This is a genomic window from Pseudoduganella sp., assembly GCF_041914865.1.
GTDB lineage: Bacteria > Pseudomonadota > Gammaproteobacteria > Burkholderiales > Burkholderiaceae_D > Rugamonas.
In genome coordinates this window covers 1-15205 of record NZ_JAYSCO010000012.1, presented here as the reverse complement: position 1 = coordinate 15205, position 15205 = coordinate 1, and the positions used below count along the sequence as shown (strand labels likewise).

The 15205-nt window shown below is 62.3% G+C and carries 19 protein-coding genes; 10 read left to right on the top strand and 9 right to left on the bottom strand.

Annotated elements, in window-relative coordinates:
- Positions 1–97: 97 nt before the first annotated feature.
- Together dnaN and dnaA are read right to left on the bottom strand one after the other, a co-directional pair.
- Positions 98–1204 carry a DNA polymerase III subunit beta gene (dnaN, locus tag ACE3TQ_RS08240; RefSeq protein ID WP_374581572.1) on the bottom strand — a complete coding sequence of 369 codons (1107 nt, stop codon included), beginning with the start codon at positions 1202–1204 and terminating at the stop codon, positions 98–100.
- A gap of 159 nt (positions 1205–1363) precedes the next feature.
- Positions 1364–2755 carry a chromosomal replication initiator protein DnaA gene (gene dnaA / locus ACE3TQ_RS08235; RefSeq protein WP_374581571.1) on the bottom strand — a complete coding sequence of 464 codons (1392 nt, stop codon included), beginning with the start codon at positions 2753–2755 and terminating at the stop codon, positions 1364–1366.
- Between the two features lie 392 nt (positions 2756–3147).
- Here dnaA and rpmH point away from each other — a divergent pair, with 392 nt between their 5' ends.
- The 9 genes from rpmH (at position 3148) to ACE3TQ_RS08190 (ending at position 8581) form a co-directional block, all read left to right on the top strand.
- On the top strand, positions 3148–3285 hold the full coding sequence (gene rpmH / locus ACE3TQ_RS08230; protein WP_078035393.1) for a 50S ribosomal protein L34: 138 nt from the start codon (positions 3148–3150) through the stop codon (positions 3283–3285).
- Between the two features lie 21 nt (positions 3286–3306).
- Positions 3307–3714, top strand: a complete 408-nt coding sequence (gene rnpA / locus ACE3TQ_RS08225) for a ribonuclease P protein component (RefSeq protein ID WP_374581569.1) — start codon at positions 3307–3309, stop codon at positions 3712–3714.
- Complete coding sequence (gene yidD, locus ACE3TQ_RS08220; RefSeq protein ID WP_374581568.1) at positions 3711–3941, top strand: membrane protein insertion efficiency factor YidD; 231 nt, start codon at positions 3711–3713, stop codon at positions 3939–3941. Before rnpA ends, yidD begins: the two co-directional genes overlap by 4 nt.
- Before the next feature lie 8 nt (positions 3942–3949).
- A complete protein-coding gene (gene yidC / locus ACE3TQ_RS08215) occupies positions 3950–5701 on the top strand; it encodes a membrane protein insertase YidC (protein WP_374581566.1) in 1752 nt (583 codons plus the stop codon).
- A 41-nt stretch (positions 5702–5742) separates the two neighbouring features.
- The gene (gene mnmE, locus ACE3TQ_RS08210) at positions 5743–7122 is read left to right on the top strand and encodes a tRNA uridine-5-carboxymethylaminomethyl(34) synthesis GTPase MnmE (RefSeq protein WP_374581565.1); all 1380 of its coding nucleotides are present in this window, start codon (positions 5743–5745) and stop codon (positions 7120–7122) included.
- Positions 7123–7202: 80 nt separating this feature from the next.
- Complete coding sequence (locus ACE3TQ_RS08205) at positions 7203–7514, top strand: Hcp family type VI secretion system effector (protein ID WP_374581564.1); 312 nt, start codon at positions 7203–7205, stop codon at positions 7512–7514.
- A 10-nt stretch (positions 7515–7524) separates the two neighbouring features.
- Complete coding sequence (locus ACE3TQ_RS08200; RefSeq protein WP_374581563.1) at positions 7525–7695, top strand: hypothetical protein; 171 nt, start codon at positions 7525–7527, stop codon at positions 7693–7695.
- Positions 7696–7860: 165 nt separating this feature from the next.
- Positions 7861–8211 carry a hypothetical protein gene (locus ACE3TQ_RS08195; RefSeq protein WP_374581562.1) on the top strand — a complete coding sequence of 117 codons (351 nt, stop codon included), beginning with the start codon at positions 7861–7863 and terminating at the stop codon, positions 8209–8211.
- A 181-nt stretch (positions 8212–8392) separates the two neighbouring features.
- Positions 8393–8581, top strand: coding sequence for a hypothetical protein (locus ACE3TQ_RS08190; RefSeq protein ID WP_374581561.1), 189 nt, complete (start codon positions 8393–8395; stop codon positions 8579–8581).
- Between the two features lie 4 nt (positions 8582–8585).
- Here the strand turns inward: ACE3TQ_RS08190 and ACE3TQ_RS08185 are convergent, their stop codons facing one another.
- Both ACE3TQ_RS08185 and ACE3TQ_RS08180 read right to left on the bottom strand, forming a co-directional pair.
- Complete coding sequence (locus ACE3TQ_RS08185) at positions 8586–9185, bottom strand: Hpt domain-containing protein (protein WP_374581560.1); 600 nt, start codon at positions 9183–9185, stop codon at positions 8586–8588.
- Positions 9186–9233: 48 nt separating this feature from the next.
- Positions 9234–10154: a CAP domain-containing protein gene (locus ACE3TQ_RS08180; RefSeq protein ID WP_374581559.1), complete on the bottom strand. Its 921-nt coding sequence runs from the start codon at positions 10152–10154 to the stop codon at positions 9234–9236.
- Between the two features lie 127 nt (positions 10155–10281).
- On the opposite strand from ACE3TQ_RS08180, the gene pssA reads away from it, so the two are divergent.
- Positions 10282–11040: a CDP-diacylglycerol--serine O-phosphatidyltransferase gene (gene pssA, locus ACE3TQ_RS08175; RefSeq protein WP_374581663.1), complete on the top strand. Its 759-nt coding sequence runs from the start codon at positions 10282–10284 to the stop codon at positions 11038–11040.
- Positions 11041–11048: 8 nt separating this feature from the next.
- On the opposite strand, the gene ACE3TQ_RS08170 is transcribed toward pssA, so the two are convergent.
- The 5 genes from ACE3TQ_RS08170 to ACE3TQ_RS08150 all read right to left on the bottom strand — a co-directional run.
- Entirely contained in the window at positions 11049–11924 is an 876-nt protein-coding gene (locus ACE3TQ_RS08170; RefSeq protein ID WP_374581558.1) for an aldo/keto reductase family oxidoreductase, read from the bottom strand.
- On the bottom strand, positions 11924–13069 hold the full coding sequence (locus tag ACE3TQ_RS08165) for a D-alanyl-D-alanine carboxypeptidase family protein (protein WP_374581557.1): 1146 nt from the start codon (positions 13067–13069) through the stop codon (positions 11924–11926). The genes ACE3TQ_RS08170 and ACE3TQ_RS08165 overlap by 1 nt, the downstream gene beginning before the upstream one ends.
- A gap of 34 nt (positions 13070–13103) precedes the next feature.
- Positions 13104–13736, bottom strand: a complete 633-nt coding sequence (locus ACE3TQ_RS08160; protein ID WP_374581662.1) for an alpha/beta hydrolase — start codon at positions 13734–13736, stop codon at positions 13104–13106.
- Positions 13736–14056, bottom strand: a complete 321-nt coding sequence (locus ACE3TQ_RS08155; protein ID WP_374581556.1) for a ferredoxin — start codon at positions 14054–14056, stop codon at positions 13736–13738. The genes ACE3TQ_RS08160 and ACE3TQ_RS08155 overlap by 1 nt, the downstream gene beginning before the upstream one ends.
- A gap of 27 nt (positions 14057–14083) precedes the next feature.
- Positions 14084–15205, bottom strand: a 1122-nt coding sequence (locus ACE3TQ_RS08150; protein ID WP_374581555.1) for a VanZ family protein, incomplete at its 5' end; no start/stop codon positions are given.

Here is a 15205-nt window from a genome sequence, read left to right as displayed (position 1 = left end):
GGGGTCAGACCCAAGGGTCAGACCCTTGGCGGCTCTCAGGCCTGGGGCTCCGGCATATTTGGGTCAGACCCTTGGGTCTGACCCAGCCTTGCTGGGTTTAAATGCGCATCGGCATTACAACGTATTTGAAGTCTGGATTGTCAGGAATCGAGATCAGGGCCGACGAATTGCTGTCGCCCAGGGCGACGTTCACCTGGTCGCATTTCAGGTTGTTCAGCACGTCCAGCAGGTAGGTCACGTTGAAGCCGATGTCCACGCTGTCGCCGCCGTAGTCGATTTCCAGTTCTTCGACTGCTTCTTCCTGGTCCGCGTTGGTGGACGAGATCTTCAGCGAGCCCGGGGTGATGATGCAGCGCACGCCCTTGAACTTATCGCTGGTCATGATCGCAGCGCGCTGCAGGGAGCGCAGCAGCTCTTCGCGGCCAATGGTGAAGTTGTTGGTGTAGCCCTTCGGGATCACGCGGGTGTAGTCAGGGAACTTGCCTTCCACCAGCTTGGAGATCAGCTCGATGTCGGCGAACTGCAGCTTCACCTGCGAAGCGGCGATGTCCAGCGATACGGCGTCGTCGCTCTCTTCCAGCAGGCGTTGCAGCTCGATGATGGTCTTGCGCGGGATGATCACTTCTTCGCGTGCGAAGTTCTGGTCGGTCTCCACCTGGCAGAAGGCCAGGCGGTGGCCGTCGGTCGCCACGGCGATCACCTTGTTGCCGTCCAATACCAGCAGCAGGCCGTTCAGGTAGTAGCGGATGTCCTGCTGCGCCATGGAGAAGTGCACCATGTTGAACAGGTGCTTCAGGGTCTTTTGCGGCAGCTGGAACGATGCGTTGAAGCTGTCTGCCTGCTGCACGGTCGGGAATTCTTCGGCGGCCAGGGTTTGCAGGGCGAAGCGCGATTTGCCGCTTTGGACGGTCAGGCGCTTGTTCAGCAGGGTCATGGTCACGTCGCCGGCTTCCGGCAGCGCGCGCAGGATGTCCAGCAGCTTACGGGCAGCCACGGTGGTACCGGTGACTTCGGCACCCGAGCCAATGTCCGCCAGCGTGGTGATCTGCACTTCCGTGTCGGTGGAGAGGAAAGAGACGCTTTCGCCTTCCTTGCGGATGAGGATATTGGCCAGAATCGGCATAGTGTGCCGACGCTCGACAATACCGCTCACAATCTGCAGTGGCCGGAGAAGCGTGTCTCGGGTGGTTTTGACCAGTTGCATAAATATCCTCAGTTAATGGGTTGTTACGTTAGTTCTTTTGTTAACTTGGCAGTATAACAGCCTGGACCCGGTAAACCGGGGTACGACCCAAGGGTCGGACCCCTTCCTTGCCGCAGTCCGTGGCTTCAGCACACAGGGGTCTGACCCCGCTTTACCGGGTTAGCCTTTCAGTGTCTGCTCCAGTACGTGCAGCTCGTGGTTGCACTCCGGGTTCTTGGTGCGGTCCATGGCGATCTTGCGCACTGCGTGCAGCACGGTCGTGTGGTCGCGGCCGCCGAACAGTTCGCCGATCTCCGGCAGCGATTTCTGGGTCAGCTCCTTGGCCAAGTACATGGCAATCTGGCGCGGGCGGGCGATATTCGCCGGGCGGCGCTTGGAATACATGTCGGCGACTTTGATGTTGAAGAAGTCGGCCACCGTCTTCTGGATGTTCTCCACCGAGATCTGGCGGTTCTGCACCGACAGCAGGTCCTTCAGGGCCTCTTTCACGATGTCGATCGAGATATCCTTGCCGTGGAAGCGCGAGTAAGCCAGGATCTTGCGCAGCGCGCCTTCCAGCTCGCGCACGTTGGAGCGCAGGTGCTTGGCCACGAAGAAGGCCACGTCGTCGTTCAGCGTCACGCCTTCCGATTTGGCTTTCTTCAGCAGAATGGCCACGCGCATTTCCAGTTCCGGCGGCTCGATCGCCACCGTCAGGCCGGAGTCGAAGCGCGAGATCAGGCGGTCGTCCATGCCGGTGATCTCTTTTGGATAGGTATCCGAGGTGATGATGATCTGCTTCTTGGCCGCGATCAGCGCTTCAAACGCGTAGAAGAATTCTTCCTGCGTGCGGGACTTCCCGCCGAAGAACTGGATATCGTCGATCAGCAGCATGTCCAGCGAGTGGTAGTAATGCTTGAAGTCGTCGAAGCCTTTGCGCTGGTAGGCGGTCACCACATCGCGCACATACTGTTCCGCGTGGATGTAGCGGATGCGCGCGCCCGGCTGGTCGGCCATCACCTGGTTGCCGATCGCGTGGATCAAGTGGGTCTTGCCCAGGCCCACGCCGCCGTAGAAGAACAGCGGGTTGTACGAGACGCCCGGGTTGTTCGCTACCTGGATAGCCGCAGCACGCGCCAGCTGGTTGGCCTTACCGGTAACGAAGGATTCAAAAGTCAGGTCTGGGTTGATGCGGCTGTTCTCGCGGCCTTTCGGGTTCGAGTATTCGGCGGCGGCGGTCGGCGCGGCGGCGGCGGCCGGGGTTTCCGGGCGCATGTCGGTCAGCGGGCCGGACACCACGGCGGGTGCGGCCGGCTTTTTCGGCGCGTGGGTGCGCGGGTCCAGCACGAACTGCACCTCGATGGTGGTTTCCCAGTACTGGCAGGCCAGGGCCGTGATGCGGCTCGCGAACTGGGTCTTTACCCAATCCAGCTTGAACCGGTTAGGCGCGGCAACGCGCAGCTTGTTGTTCTCGAAATCGAGAGGTACAAGCGGCTTAATCCAGGCACTGAATTGTTGCGGCGTCAGCTCAAGCTCCAACTGCGCGGAGCAGGTCTGCCAGAAAGTTTCCATGAATCGTCTATATGCAAAAAAGTGTGGGAGGGCGTTCGAATCGCCACACGTAACGCGCTATTCTAGCCGCTAAGTCGGAAGTTATCCACAGGTTAACCAGAATTTTTGCACAAGCGTGCTATGGTTGGCTTTTTCGCAACCACCCCGATAAGGCGGGGCCGGAGCCAAGGGTCGGACCCTTGGGTCCGACCCAGGTTTACCGGGTTTGGTGGTTGACACGCAGCCCAAAAATCCTGATAATTCTGGGTTCCCCGCCCGTAGTCCGTGATTTTTCAGATACGATGCGCGGATTTTAGCGGGCAGTGAGATTGGCGCAGTGCGCGAAATGTCATTGGCACCAACATTTTTAGGGACACCACCGTCCCGATTTTGTATTTTTAAGCGAGACCAACATGAAACGTACTTACCAACCTTCCGTTGTGCGTCGCAAGCGCACCCACGGCTTCCGCGCCCGTATGGCTACCCGTGGTGGCCGTCAAGTCCTGAACGCACGTCGTGCAAAAGGCCGCAAGCGTCTGGCTGTAGTTTAAGCCCGCTTGTAAGCTGATCGCGTGGACAGCTGTCAAAACAGCTCGACAGGCGAAGGCAGACACGACTTCGCTCGCGCTCGGCGCATCATAAAAACGGATGAATTTTCATCCGTTTTTAGTTTGCGCCCAACGCACAAGAGCGCGCACTTCGTGCTCTATACCCGCCAGAATCAGCTGCCGAATGCGCGGCTGGGCATCGTCGTTGCCAAACGCTTTGCACCGCGCGCGGTTACCCGCAACACCATCAAACGCGTTACGCGCGAACTGTTCCGCGTCACCAGCCTCCCTGCCATCGATTGCGTGGTGCGCCTGTCGCGCCCAGTCAATAGCAAGGACGGTCCGGCCACCACCGCCAAACTGAAGGCCGAACTGCGCCAGGAGCTTACGCGCCTGTTCGCATCCGCCAACAAGCCCAGGCCGGCGAAATGAAAACGCTGCTCACGTTCCTGATTCGCGTCTATCAATTGGCCATCAGCCCGATGCTGGGGCCGCGTTGCCGTTTTTACCCTAGCTGCTCCAACTATGCGCTGGAAGCCCTGCGCGTGCACGGTGCGGCTAAAGGCAGTTACCTGACCGCGCGTCGGGTGTGCCGCTGCCATCCCTGGAATGCGGGCGGGGTCGATCCCGTGCCGCCCAAGCACTTCAACCACTCCTGAAGAACCGAATGGATATCAATAAACGCTCAATCCTGTGGATCGTCTTCGCCGTATCGCTGGTTATTCTGTGGAATAACTGGCTGGTATCGACTGGTAAGCCGTCCATGTTTGCTCCGGCTCCCGCCAAGCCAGCCGTGGCTTCGGCCTCCGCTACCGCTGCTGCGGGCGGCGTGCCTGCTGCTGCCGCCGCGCCGGCCGCCGCCGCTGCTGCGCCTGCCGGCGACGCTGCCGCCCCGGCCCCGATCAAGACCGAAGTGGTAACCATCACCACCGACGTGATGCGCGTGGACATTAACACCCTGGGCGGCACCATCCAGCGCCTGGAGCTGCTGAAACACAAAGGCCGCACCGATCCGGGCTGGCTGGGTGGCTGCTTTGGCCTGTTCGAGTTCTGCAAACCGAAGGGCGGCAAGGAGAATGAAGTGCTGTTCCGCCAGGAAGGCAAGCACACCTACCTGGGCGAGACCGGCCTGGTGGGCGCGCCTGGCCTGCCGAACCACCTGACCCCGTTCGTGGCCCAGCCGGGCGCGCGCATGCTGAACGACGGCGACAAAGTGCAGCTGGTGCTGGAAGCGGAGCAGGGCGGCGTCAAACTGACCAAGACCTTCACCTTCAAGAAGGGCGACTACCTGGTGGACGTGCAGCATACCGTCACCAACACCAGCGGCGCGCCGCTGTCGCCGCAGCTGTACCTGCAGCTGAAGCATGACGGCTGGGAGCCGGAAGGTTCGTCGTGGATGAACCCTTCGTTCATCGCGCCGACCATGTACACCTCGGAAGCCAAGTACAAGAAGTACGAGTTCAAGCACATCGAGAAAGACGCCAAGTATATGGCCGAGAATCCTGGCAAGGAGTCGCCGGCCGACCACGTGAAGAAAGGCACCGACGGCTGGATTGCGATTGCACAGCACTTCTTCGTCTCCGCCTTCGTGCCGCAGGATAAGCTGCCGCGCGATATCTTCACCAAGAAGGAAGGCGAGAACCTGTACTCGGTCGGCGTGGTACAGCCGCTGGGCTCCCTGGCGCCCGGCGCGTCCGTGACCAACAACGCCAAGCTGTACACCGGCCCGCAGGACACCGACACCCTGAAGAAAGTCACCGAAGGCCTGGACCTGGTGAAGGACTACGGCTTCCTGGCAATCGTCGCGCGCCCGATGTGGGCAGCGATGGATGCGATCCACTCCGTGGTGGGCAACTGGGGCTGGACCATCATCGTCTTCACCATCGCGATCAAGCTGCTGTTCTTCCCGCTGTCGGCCGCTTCCTTCCGCTCCATGGCGAAGATGAAGACCGTCACCCCGAAGATGACCGCCATCCGCGAGCGCTACAAGGGCGACCCGCAGAAGATGAACCAGGCCATGATGGAGCTGTACAAAACCGAGAAGATCAATCCTCTCGGCGGCTGCCTGCCGATCCTGGTGCAGATGCCGGTGTTTATCGCCCTGTACTGGGTGCTGAACGCGTCGGTTGAGATGCGCGGCGCACCATGGGCGCTGTGGATCACCGACCTGACCCAGCACGACCCGTACGCGATCCTGCCGATCCTGTACGCGATCTCGATGTACATCACCACCAAGCTGAACCCGCAGCCGGCCGATCCGATGCAGGCGAAGATGATGATGTTCATGCCGATCGCCTTCTCGGTCATGTTCTTCTTCTTCCCATCCGGCCTGGTGCTGTACTGGGTTGTGAACAACCTGCTGTCGATTGCGCAGCAGTGGGTCATCACCAAAAAGTTTGAAACTGGCGAAGCCAAGTAACTCATAAAAGCCCGCGCCAGCCGCGGGCTTTTTTTATTGATATGAACCTAGACTCCTCCCCCATCGCAGCCATCGCCACCGCCCCCGGCCGCGGCGGCATCGGCGTAGTACGCGCCTCCGGCAAGAATCTGCAGGCGCTGGCCCAGGCCCTGTTCAACGGCACCGAGCTGAAACCGCGCCACGCCACCTACATTCCGTTTACCCAGGCCGACGGCGGCATTATCGACCAGGGCATCGCCATCTACTTCAAAGGCCCGCATTCCTACACCGGCGAAGACGTGCTCGAACTGCAGGGCCACGGCGGCCCGATCGTGCTGCAGATGCTGCTGCAGCGCGTGCTGGAAGCCGGCCATGACCTGGGCCTGCGCCTGGCCGAACCGGGCGAATTCACGCGCCGCGCCTACCTGAACGACAAGCTCGACCTGGCCCAGGCCGAAGCGGTGGCCGACCTGATCGACGCCTCCACCGAGGCGGCCGCGAAATCGGCTTCCGCCTCCCTGTCCGGCGCCTTCTCGCAGACCATCCACGCCCTGGTGGAGCGCGTCACCCACCTGCGCATGCTGGTCGAGGCCACGCTCGACTTCCCGGAAGAGGAAATCGACTTCCTGGAAAAATCCGACGCGCGCGGCCAGCTCAAAGGCATCGTCGAAGCGCTCGACCACGTGTTCAAGCAAGCCTCGCAAGGCGCGCTGCTGCGCGAAGGCCTGAACGTGGTGCTGGTGGGCCAGCCGAACGTGGGCAAGTCCTCACTCCTGAACGCGCTGGCCGGCGCCGAAGTCGCCATCGTCACCCCGATCGCCGGCACCACGCGCGACAAAGTGAGCGAGACCATCCAGATCGAAGGCATCCCCCTCAACATCATCGACACCGCCGGCATCCGCGGCCACGACGAAGCGGTGGACGTGGTGGAGCGCATCGGCATCGAACGCACCTGGGGCGAAGTGGGCAAGGCCGACGTCATCCTGCACCTGCTGGACGCCGACCATGGCCCGACCCGCGCCGACGAGGCCATCGTCGCCAACTTCCCGCAAGGCGTGCCGGTGCTGCGCATCTGGAATAAGATCGACCTGTCCGGCCACAAGCCGTCGGTCGACGCGATGGCTGACGCCACCCACATCTACCTGTCCGCCAACGAAAAGACCGGCATCGACCTGCTGCGCGCCGAGCTGCTGCGCATCGCCGGCTGGCAGCAAACCGGCGAGTCGCTCTACCTGGCGCGCGAACGCCACCTGATCGCGCTGCGCAACGCCGCCAAGCACCTGGACTACGCCGGCCAGCATGCCGCGCAGACCGACCAGTCGCTCGACCTCTTCGCCGAAGAGCTGCGCCTGGCGCAGGTGCAGCTCTCCACCATCACCGGCGAGTTCTCGTCCGACGACCTGCTGGGCGTGATCTTCTCGCGCTTCTGCATCGGCAAGTAAGCATACGCTGACTTTGCTCAAGCCATAGTTGCCGATGCTGCGTGAGAATTGGGAGACCAATCCACGACAGCAGAGGCAACATGGCAATCGACGTCTATTTGCAGATTGATGGCATCCGAGGTGAATCCACTGATATCGGACACCAGGGCTGGATCGAAGTCACATCGGCTCATCTAGCCGATGGCCAGGGCGACCGCATCAAGTACTGCGAGGTCGAACTGGAAAACGTCCTGATTGCCAGCGCCAATCAAGCGGTGCACGAGGGCGACGTCTTGCATGAGTCACTTGAGTTTTCCAAGGTCCGCTGGCGCTACACGCAGCAGACGATAGCTGGAGGCGCCGCTGGAAACACTTCCGGCGGATGGGATTTGGCGAGCAACCGGTTTGCTTAGCGGGGCAATCATGGCACTCGAAGCCCAAGCCCAGGATGCTCGTGGCTACTTCATCCTTCCACAGGCTCCAGAAGACGCCGGCTACTACATGTATGGCGCGCCCGCGAACGGCGCGGGGCAATATGCACACCCTGTGCTCATGTCTGTTTTGCTCGTTGTGGAGCGCGAATGGCAGTCATAAAAATGGGCTGCAGGTCGACATTCGCCCGTTGCGAAAAGATGGGCGCCAGCTCGGCGTAACACGGTTTGATCACCAATACGATCGCGACGCGACGGCCAGATTGATCGCGGTTAATCATGACAACCATTTCCACGTATCGATCCGGAGGGCGTCAGAATGAGGCACATGATTGCGCTCGCGGCACTCCTGGCCGCACCTTTGTGCATGGGTCATACGAACCAGCCCATTACCAAACAGCTTAAAGCCGAATACACGATATACGCGGGCGAGCTTGGTGATGAGCTGCCCCCTACCCGGGCTGACCGTAAGCTTGCAATTGAAATTTCAGGTCAAGCGGCCAAGGATATTTTCGATTCGATTTATCCGGACGCTACGGTGAAGTGTAGCGCGGAGGAGGGGGAGCGCTTGCGCCGCAAGAAGAACTTATGGTGCAGTTTCCACCCGAAGGATGGATACCGATGCTATATGGGGTTCGACCTGCGTACCGGCGATAGTATCCCAGGCGCCAGCTGTTAAGTCCCTATCGCGCCCGCGCATCCAATTGGAATTTTTTTGTTTCATTTGGTGTGTTGGCGCACGTTGCGCCCCCTATGTGGCTGATTTAATCCTGCTATTATTTTGTTGAGGCAGGTCATGCTCCTGTCCTGGCAATGCAGTAACCTTGTTTTACCAAGGCTTGTCTGTAAAGGGGAATATCGTGGAGACGCAACAGGAAATCCCACCCAGTGAGAATGTCGTGGCGGCCGTGCGGCCGAGCGGCGTGCGCCAGTCCTTGCCGCCCAAGGGCTCCTGCTGGTACTGCGAAAAACCGTTGGATGCGGTGCGCCGCTTCTGCGGCAAAGAGTGCGCAGACTCCTTCGATGAAGAGGCCAACTATACCGGCTGAGCGCCTACAGTTCCATCTCCAGCGCGTCCAGCGCCGTTTCAAAATCGAATGCATGTGTCGCCGCCGCCACCATCTGGTAGGTCGGCACACCCAGGGCCGCTGCCAGCACCGGCGCCGATTTCTCCACCAGGTCGATCGCGGCGCCATCGCCATCCCGCAGGAGTTCCACCAGTTCTTCGATCAGTGCGCGCAGCTGTGCGGCATCGATCGCCGGCGCTTCGGACGGCGCGACGTGGTCGCCATGCTCACACAGCAGCGTGTCGATGCTGTTGCAGGCTTCTTCCAGCAGCGCGGCCAGTTGCGGCAGCAGCGGCGCGCTGTCGGCGCCCGCCGCAATGGCGTTTTCCACCAGCACCGCATGGTCGTGCACCAGCTGCGCGCCTATCAGTCCGGCGGAGCCTTTCAGCGAGTGGGCCGCCAGCTGCGCCTGGCTGTCACGCTGCTGCACCAGCAGGGCGCTGATGCGCGTGCAGGAATCGCGGTGGTCCTGCAGGAAGCGGCGCAGGATCTGCAGGTAGAGCGGGCGCTCACCCATCAGGCGATCCAGTCCCTCCTCGATGTCGAGGCATTGGCGTGTTGTTGCGCTGGAAACTGGGTTGCTCATCAGGACAGAATTTAGCACTCCGGCCTGATGCGGGCTAGGGGCGGCCCTCTATTTTGTCGTAAACGACCAGTTTCGCGACACCGCCACGCCGTCCACCGTGCCGCTGTAGCTCACGTCGTAGGTGGTGTTGGCGGCAAGCGTTGTCAGCGGGACAATGGCGGCCACCTGCGGCTTGGTGTGCGTGTCGGTGGCGCTCGACAGCAGGCGCGTGCTGAGCGCGGCGCCGTTGCGCGGCTTGATGGTGAAGCTGCCGACCGTGATGCTGGACGTAATATCGGCATGCACGCTGACCGGGTAGCCCACCGCGTTCTGGTTCGGCACCGGATCGGGCGACTCGGTATCGCTCAGGAAGGTGGTCGGCACCATCACCTGGCCGTCGCCGGGGTAGGTGACGATGCGGCCGCGACCCAGGCCCGGCCCGTAGCCGCTGCTGGCGGCAAAGTCGGCGGTGAAGTAGGTGTAATTGCTGGCGGTGCTGGAGGCGCCCGTGCCCATCTCCTTGAACACCGGCTCCAGGATCACAAAGCGGTGGTAGATGGCGGTGATCAGTTCTTCCGCGTGGTAGAAGCCGGAGCGGTCGCCGGCGGCGGAAATCACTTCGCCGAAGGCATAGGGGTTGGACAGCGTGTAGCCGGCCGCCGTAATGCGGTTCTGCAGCGAGGCGCCGGTATAACCCGGGTTGCCCGGCACCTGGTCGTGCGAGACGGTGTTATTCAGCCGCAGGTAGTTGGAGTGGCCGGCGGCGGCGGCATCGAGCCGCGCATTGCGCGCCAGCGTGGACAGGCCGATGCCGGCACGGCGGTAGTTGAACCAGTTGTAGCCATCCAGCGCCGTATCGCCGGTGGCGACGGGCGCACCGGGCAGCGTGACCGGCGGCGTAACGGGAGGCGGCGTGACCGTTGTGGAGCCGCCGCCACCGCCGCCGCAAGCTGCCAGCAGGGCAGCCAGCAAAAGCGTGAGCGAGCGCATGATTGACTCCTCCATGGGCCGATTCTATGCCAATTTCCGGCAGGATGCGTTTCTTTTCGGGCGGGTTAAAATAGGCATACCATTTCTTTATCATTGCCAGAATTTGAATACTCCACGTCAACAGCGCCTGCAGCGTGCCAAATTTGCGTTACCGAGTTCGGTGACGCTGCTCTCCATCGCCTGCGGTTTCGCCAGCATTGTCATTTCGGTCGATAACGCCCACTACGGTTTTGCGCAGGACTACCGCCTGGCAGCTTTCCTGCTGGTGCTGGCGGGGATTTTCGATGCGCTGGATGGTTTCGTGGCGCGCGCCACCGGCACCAGTTCCGAATTCGGCGTGCAGCTCGATTCGATCGCGGACGTGATGAACTTCGGCTGCGCGCCGGCGGTGCTGCTGTATTGCTACGGCTTTGTGCAGATGGGGCCTGCCGATCCTACCCTGCTGCGCATCGGCGGTATCGCGGCCTTCTTCTTTGTCGCTTGCGGGGCGCTGCGCCTGGCGCGCTTCAATGTGAATGTGGGGCGTACCGATCCGAAGTATTTTGTCGGCATGCCGATTACGGCGGGTGCGGCTTGCGTGGCGTCGGTGGTGGTGGCGTGGCCGGAGTTCCCGGATACGCGGCTGGAAGGCTACCTGGTGGTGGCGCTGCTGTTTGTGGTGGGCAGCCTGATGGTGTCCACGATCCGCTTCCCCAGCTCAAAGCAGAAGAAGAGCGTGGCGGCGCTGGTGCTGCTGGCGGTGAATCTCGGCTTGCTGGTGTGGCTGCGGGCTTACTACTTTGTGCTGTTCTTTGTGGTGTATATCGCGTTTACCGTGGCGCTGAACCTGGCGTGGCGGGCGGGCTGGCGCGGGATCGCGCCGCCGCAGGTTTTTAATGATGATTGAATCAGGTTTCAGGCCACCTCGTGCCCGCGCGCGGCGCGCAGGATCTCGAACCACTGCGGCCGGGAAAGCTGGAACTGCGTCGCCTCCACCGCCACCTTGATCGACTCGATGCGGCCGGAGCCCGTCAACGGTACCGGCTTGCACGGCAGCTGCATAATCCAGGCAAACACCACGCTCGCAAACGGACGATTCAGTTCGTCCGCAATCTCCTTGATCTTCAGGCGCAGGCGCTCGCCCTGCTCGTCGCCGGCGGTGAACAGGCGTCCCCCGCCCAGCGGCGACCAGATCATCGGCCGCACCGCCAGGTCCTGCAGCCCGTCGAAGGTCTCGTCGAACAGCGGATCGAGGTGCAGCGGAGAAAACTCCACCTGGTTGGTCGCCAGCGGGATACGCTTGTTCAGCGTCTCGAACTGGTGGCGCGAGAAGTTCGACACGCCGAACTCCTTCACCTTGCCCTCCGCCCGCAGGCGCTGGAACGCCGCCGCCACCTCGTCGAAATCCATCAACGGATCGGGGCGGTGGATCAGCAGCAGGTCCAGGTAGTCGGTGCGCAGCTCCTTCAGCGAATTTTCCACCGACGCCGCGATGTGAGCCGCGCTGGTGTCGTAATGCTGGATCGTATGCGCAGGGCGGCGGCCGGCGACCAGCTTGATGCCGCACTTGCTCACGATCTGGATCTGCGCGCGCAGCGAGGGCTTCAGGGCCAGCGCCTCGCCGAACAGGCCTTCCACGCCATAGCCGCCGTAAATGTCGGCATGGTCGAAGGAAGTCACGCCCAGCGCAATGCACTGCTCGATGAAGTCCAGGCGCTGCTGCGGCGTCATGTCCCACTCGGTCATGCGCCACATGCCCGCCACGACGCGGGAGAGGTTCAGCTGCGCCATTACTTCAGCCACAGGCGCACGGAATCCCATGCGCGGCCAAAGATCGAAGCCTGGTCGACGGTCTGCAGCGCCACCACCGGCAGTTCCAGCAGCGGCTTGCCGTCCACCATCATCTTCAGGGTGCCGACGCGGGTGTTGGCCGCTACCGGCGCCACCAGCGGGTCCTTGCGCTCCAGCACAGGCTTCATCTTGGCGGCTACGCCCTTCGGCACGGTGACCAGCACGTCGCTGGTGAAACCGATCTTCAGGTTCGACTGCGAACCCTTCCAGATTTCCGGCGTGTCGATCGCCTGGCCCTTGGAGTACAGCTTCACGGTGTCGAAGTTCTGGAAGCCCCAGTTCAGCAGCTTCTGGCTTTCCGCGGTGCGGGTGCCGTCCGAGTTGGTGCCCATCACCACCGAGATCAGGCGGCGCTCCAGATTGCCGGCGGGACGCTTGGCAGAAGCCACCATGCAGTAGCCGGCGGACTCGGTGTGGCCGGTCTTCATGCCGTCCACGGTCGGGTCCAGCCACAGCAGGCGGTTGCGGTTCTGCTGGGTGATCTTGTTATAGGTGAAGCTCTTCACCGAATCGATCTTGTAGTACTCGGGGAAGTCCTGGATCACGTGGCGCGCCAGGATCGACAGGTCGCGCGCGGTGGTGTAGTTCTCCGGCGACGGCAGGCCGTGCGGATTGGCGAAGCGCGAATTGGTCATGCCCATGCGCTGCGCCTCGCGGTTCATCAGGGTGACGAAGGCCGCTTCGTCGCCGGCCACGGCTTCCGCCAGGGCCACGGCGGCATCGTTGCCGGATTGGACCATCAGGCCGTGCAGCAGGTCGTTGATCGAGACCGGGGTGGCCGGGTCGATGAACATCTTGGACGAGCTGGAGTCGACTTTCCAGGCCTTGACCGACACGTTCACCTTCTGGTCGATGGCCAGCTTCTTGTCGCGCAGTGCCTGGAAGGTCAGGTAGGCGGTCATGATCTTGGTCAGGGAAGCCGGTTCCACGCGCGCGTCCGGGTCCTGGGCGGCAATCACTTGCCCGCTGGTGGAGTCCAGCAGCAGCCAGGATTTGGCGGCGATGGTTGGCGGCGGCAGGGTTTGCGCCACCGCGGAAGTCATGAGCAGGACACTGGTGGCCAGTGCAGCGATGATCTTTTTCATTGGTGCTTCTTTACTGTAGGGGTTGCGGGAAAAATTAAAGCGCTTTCGATCCCCACAAGGCGATCACCCAATTCTTGATGTGACCGAGCTTGCGGTGGAAGAAATGGTCCGCGCCGGGAATCACGATCACAGGAATGTCCTGCGGGCGTGCGTAATCCAGCACGTCGATCAGCGGAATGGTTTCGTCATTCTCGCCGTGGATCAGGATGGTGTCGGCCGGCACGTCGGCGATCTGCCATTTGGCGGCGGCGGTGCCGACCAGCACCAGGCGCTCGGCCGGGGTGCCGGCGGCGGCCAGGCGTTGCGCCAGGTGCGACTGCACGAAAGTGCCGAAAGAGAAGCCCGACAGCGAAACCGGCAGGCCGGGGAAGCGCTCCACCATGTAGCGGTACAGGATCATCATGTCGTCGGTCTCGCCGTGGCCGTGGTCATGCACGCCCTCGGACGCGCCCACGCCGCGGAAGTTGATGCGCGCCGCCACATAGCCCAGCGTGACGAAGGTGCGCGCCAGGGTCTGCGCCACCTTGTTCTCCATGGTGCCGCCGTACAGCGGGTGCGGGTGCGCCACCAGGGCGATGCCTTTCGGCGCGCCGGACGGCATGTCGATCAGGCCTTCCATCAGGCCGGCGCCGCCCTGCAGCGTAATCTTCTCGGAAAACTTGTTCATCATTTGATTTTCAGACGTTCTACTTCTTTGCCGTTGACCAGGTGGCTGTCGATGATCTCGTCGATGTCGCTGGTGTCAACGTAGGTGTACCAGATGCCTTCAGGGTAGACCACGGCCACCGGGCCGTGCTCGCAGCGGTCCAGGCAGCCGGCCTGGTTGATGCGCACCTTGCCGGCGCCGTTCAGGTTCAGCTCCTTGCAGCGCTTCTTGGCGTGCTTCTGGGCGGCTTCCGCGCCGCGCGGTCCGCAGCTTTCGCGGCCGTCATCACGGCTGTTCATGCAGAAGAACACGTGGTGTTTATAGTATTGGTTGTCGCTCATGTGGTGCCTCGTATCGTATGCAGGCGCTTATTTTACCGGGGTTTCCCTGTTCAGCTTGTGCGATGGCAGGCAAAGGTACCAGAGGGTCGCCAGCGGCCAGGCCAGCGACAGGAATTGGCCCGCGCCGTAGAAGTTAAGGAATTTGCCTTGCACCCAATTTTGCAGCGTCTCGCTGAAGTAGGGGTTAACCGGCGTGGTATTCACGATCAGAAGGCTGAGCAGCAGCGTTGCCACCGCCAGCCGGCGCTGCGCCACATGGGGCGCGAAAATCAGCCCGCCCAGCATGATGATGCCGATCAGGAAGCCGCCCTGGGCGCCCGGCGTAATCCAGGCAAAGGCGTCGTCCGGGCCGAACTGCAGCGCGGTGGAGAGGGTTTTCACCAGCACGGCGCTGGCCACCAGCAGGGCCACCAGCGGCGCGCGCGGGGCCGGCTTGCGCAGGATGCACAGCAGCGCCAGGGCCGCGCCCACCATGCCGCAGGCGGTGACGATGGTTTCGGACAGCCAGTACTGCTCCACCGTCAGCGACACGTCGGGGCGCACCATGGCGGCCAGGTCGATCTCCATGTCCAGCAGCTCGCTCAGCCACTCGGACAGGATGGGCAGCAGCTGGCCCAGGCCGAACAGGAAGCTTTGCGGGTAGATCTGCGCCAGCGGCCAGAGCGCCACCAGCACCAGGCCCTGGCTGGCGTGCTGGGCGAACCAGCGCTGGCGCAGCTTGTACAGGTGGCTGGTGTCCATCAGCTTGCGCGCCGTCAGCGCTCCGATGAAGGCACCGGCAATGGTGCCGGCGCTGTTGGTGTAGAAGTCCAGGTTGGACGAAACCCGCGTCGGCAGGTAGGTCTGCACCGCCTCCATGATGCCGGACACCAGCATGCCAGCCAGGCTGGCCAGCAGGAAGGCCCAGAATCCGGTCACCCGCGGCCGCATCGCATACACCAGCAGCATGCCGAACGGGATGTAGCCGATCACGTTGATGCCGGCGTCGAATACCGTCCAGTAGCGCGGCAGCTCGGTCCATTGCAGGAAGATCAGCGGCGACAGGCCCTGGTTCTGCCAGCCGGAGAACGGGAACCAGCTGGCATAGACGATCAGCATGGCGTACGCCAGCAGGGTGGCGCGCGCCACCGGCGAACCGCTGCGCGCCGG

Bases quoted from the DNA above. Each gene is read 5' to 3' on its own strand.
- rpmH (WP_078035393.1), top strand. From the start codon at position 3,148: ATGAAACGTACTTACCAACCTTCCGTTGTGCGTCGCAAGCGCACCCAC.
- ACE3TQ_RS08205 (WP_374581564.1), top strand. From the start codon at position 7,203: ATGGCAATCGACGTCTATTTGCAGATTGATGGCATCCGAGGTGAATCC.
- yidD (WP_374581568.1), top strand. From the start codon at position 3,711: ATGAAAACGCTGCTCACGTTCCTGATTCGCGTCTATCAATTGGCCATC.
- ACE3TQ_RS08185 (WP_374581560.1), bottom strand. From the start codon at position 9,185: ATGAGCAACCCAGTTTCCAGCGCAACAACACGCCAATGCCTCGACATC.
- mnmE (WP_374581565.1), top strand. From the start codon at position 5,743: ATGAACCTAGACTCCTCCCCCATCGCAGCCATCGCCACCGCCCCCGGC.
- ACE3TQ_RS08200 (WP_374581563.1), top strand. From the start codon at position 7,525: ATGGCACTCGAAGCCCAAGCCCAGGATGCTCGTGGCTACTTCATCCTT.
- yidC (WP_374581566.1), top strand. From the start codon at position 3,950: ATGGATATCAATAAACGCTCAATCCTGTGGATCGTCTTCGCCGTATCG.
- ACE3TQ_RS08165 (WP_374581557.1), bottom strand. From the start codon at position 13,069: ATGAAAAAGATCATCGCTGCACTGGCCACCAGTGTCCTGCTCATGACT.
- ACE3TQ_RS08155 (WP_374581556.1), bottom strand. From the start codon at position 14,056: ATGAGCGACAACCAATACTATAAACACCACGTGTTCTTCTGCATGAAC.
- dnaA (WP_374581571.1), bottom strand. From the start codon at position 2,755: ATGGAAACTTTCTGGCAGACCTGCTCCGCGCAGTTGGAGCTTGAGCTG.
- ACE3TQ_RS08180 (WP_374581559.1), bottom strand. From the start codon at position 10,154: ATGCGCTCGCTCACGCTTTTGCTGGCTGCCCTGCTGGCAGCTTGCGGC.
- ACE3TQ_RS08160 (WP_374581662.1), bottom strand. From the start codon at position 13,736: ATGAACAAGTTTTCCGAGAAGATTACGCTGCAGGGCGGCGCCGGCCTG.
- ACE3TQ_RS08170 (WP_374581558.1), bottom strand. From the start codon at position 11,924: ATGGCGCAGCTGAACCTCTCCCGCGTCGTGGCGGGCATGTGGCGCATG.
- ACE3TQ_RS08195 (WP_374581562.1), top strand. From the start codon at position 7,861: ATGATTGCGCTCGCGGCACTCCTGGCCGCACCTTTGTGCATGGGTCAT.
- dnaN (WP_374581572.1), bottom strand. From the start codon at position 1,204: ATGCAACTGGTCAAAACCACCCGAGACACGCTTCTCCGGCCACTGCAG.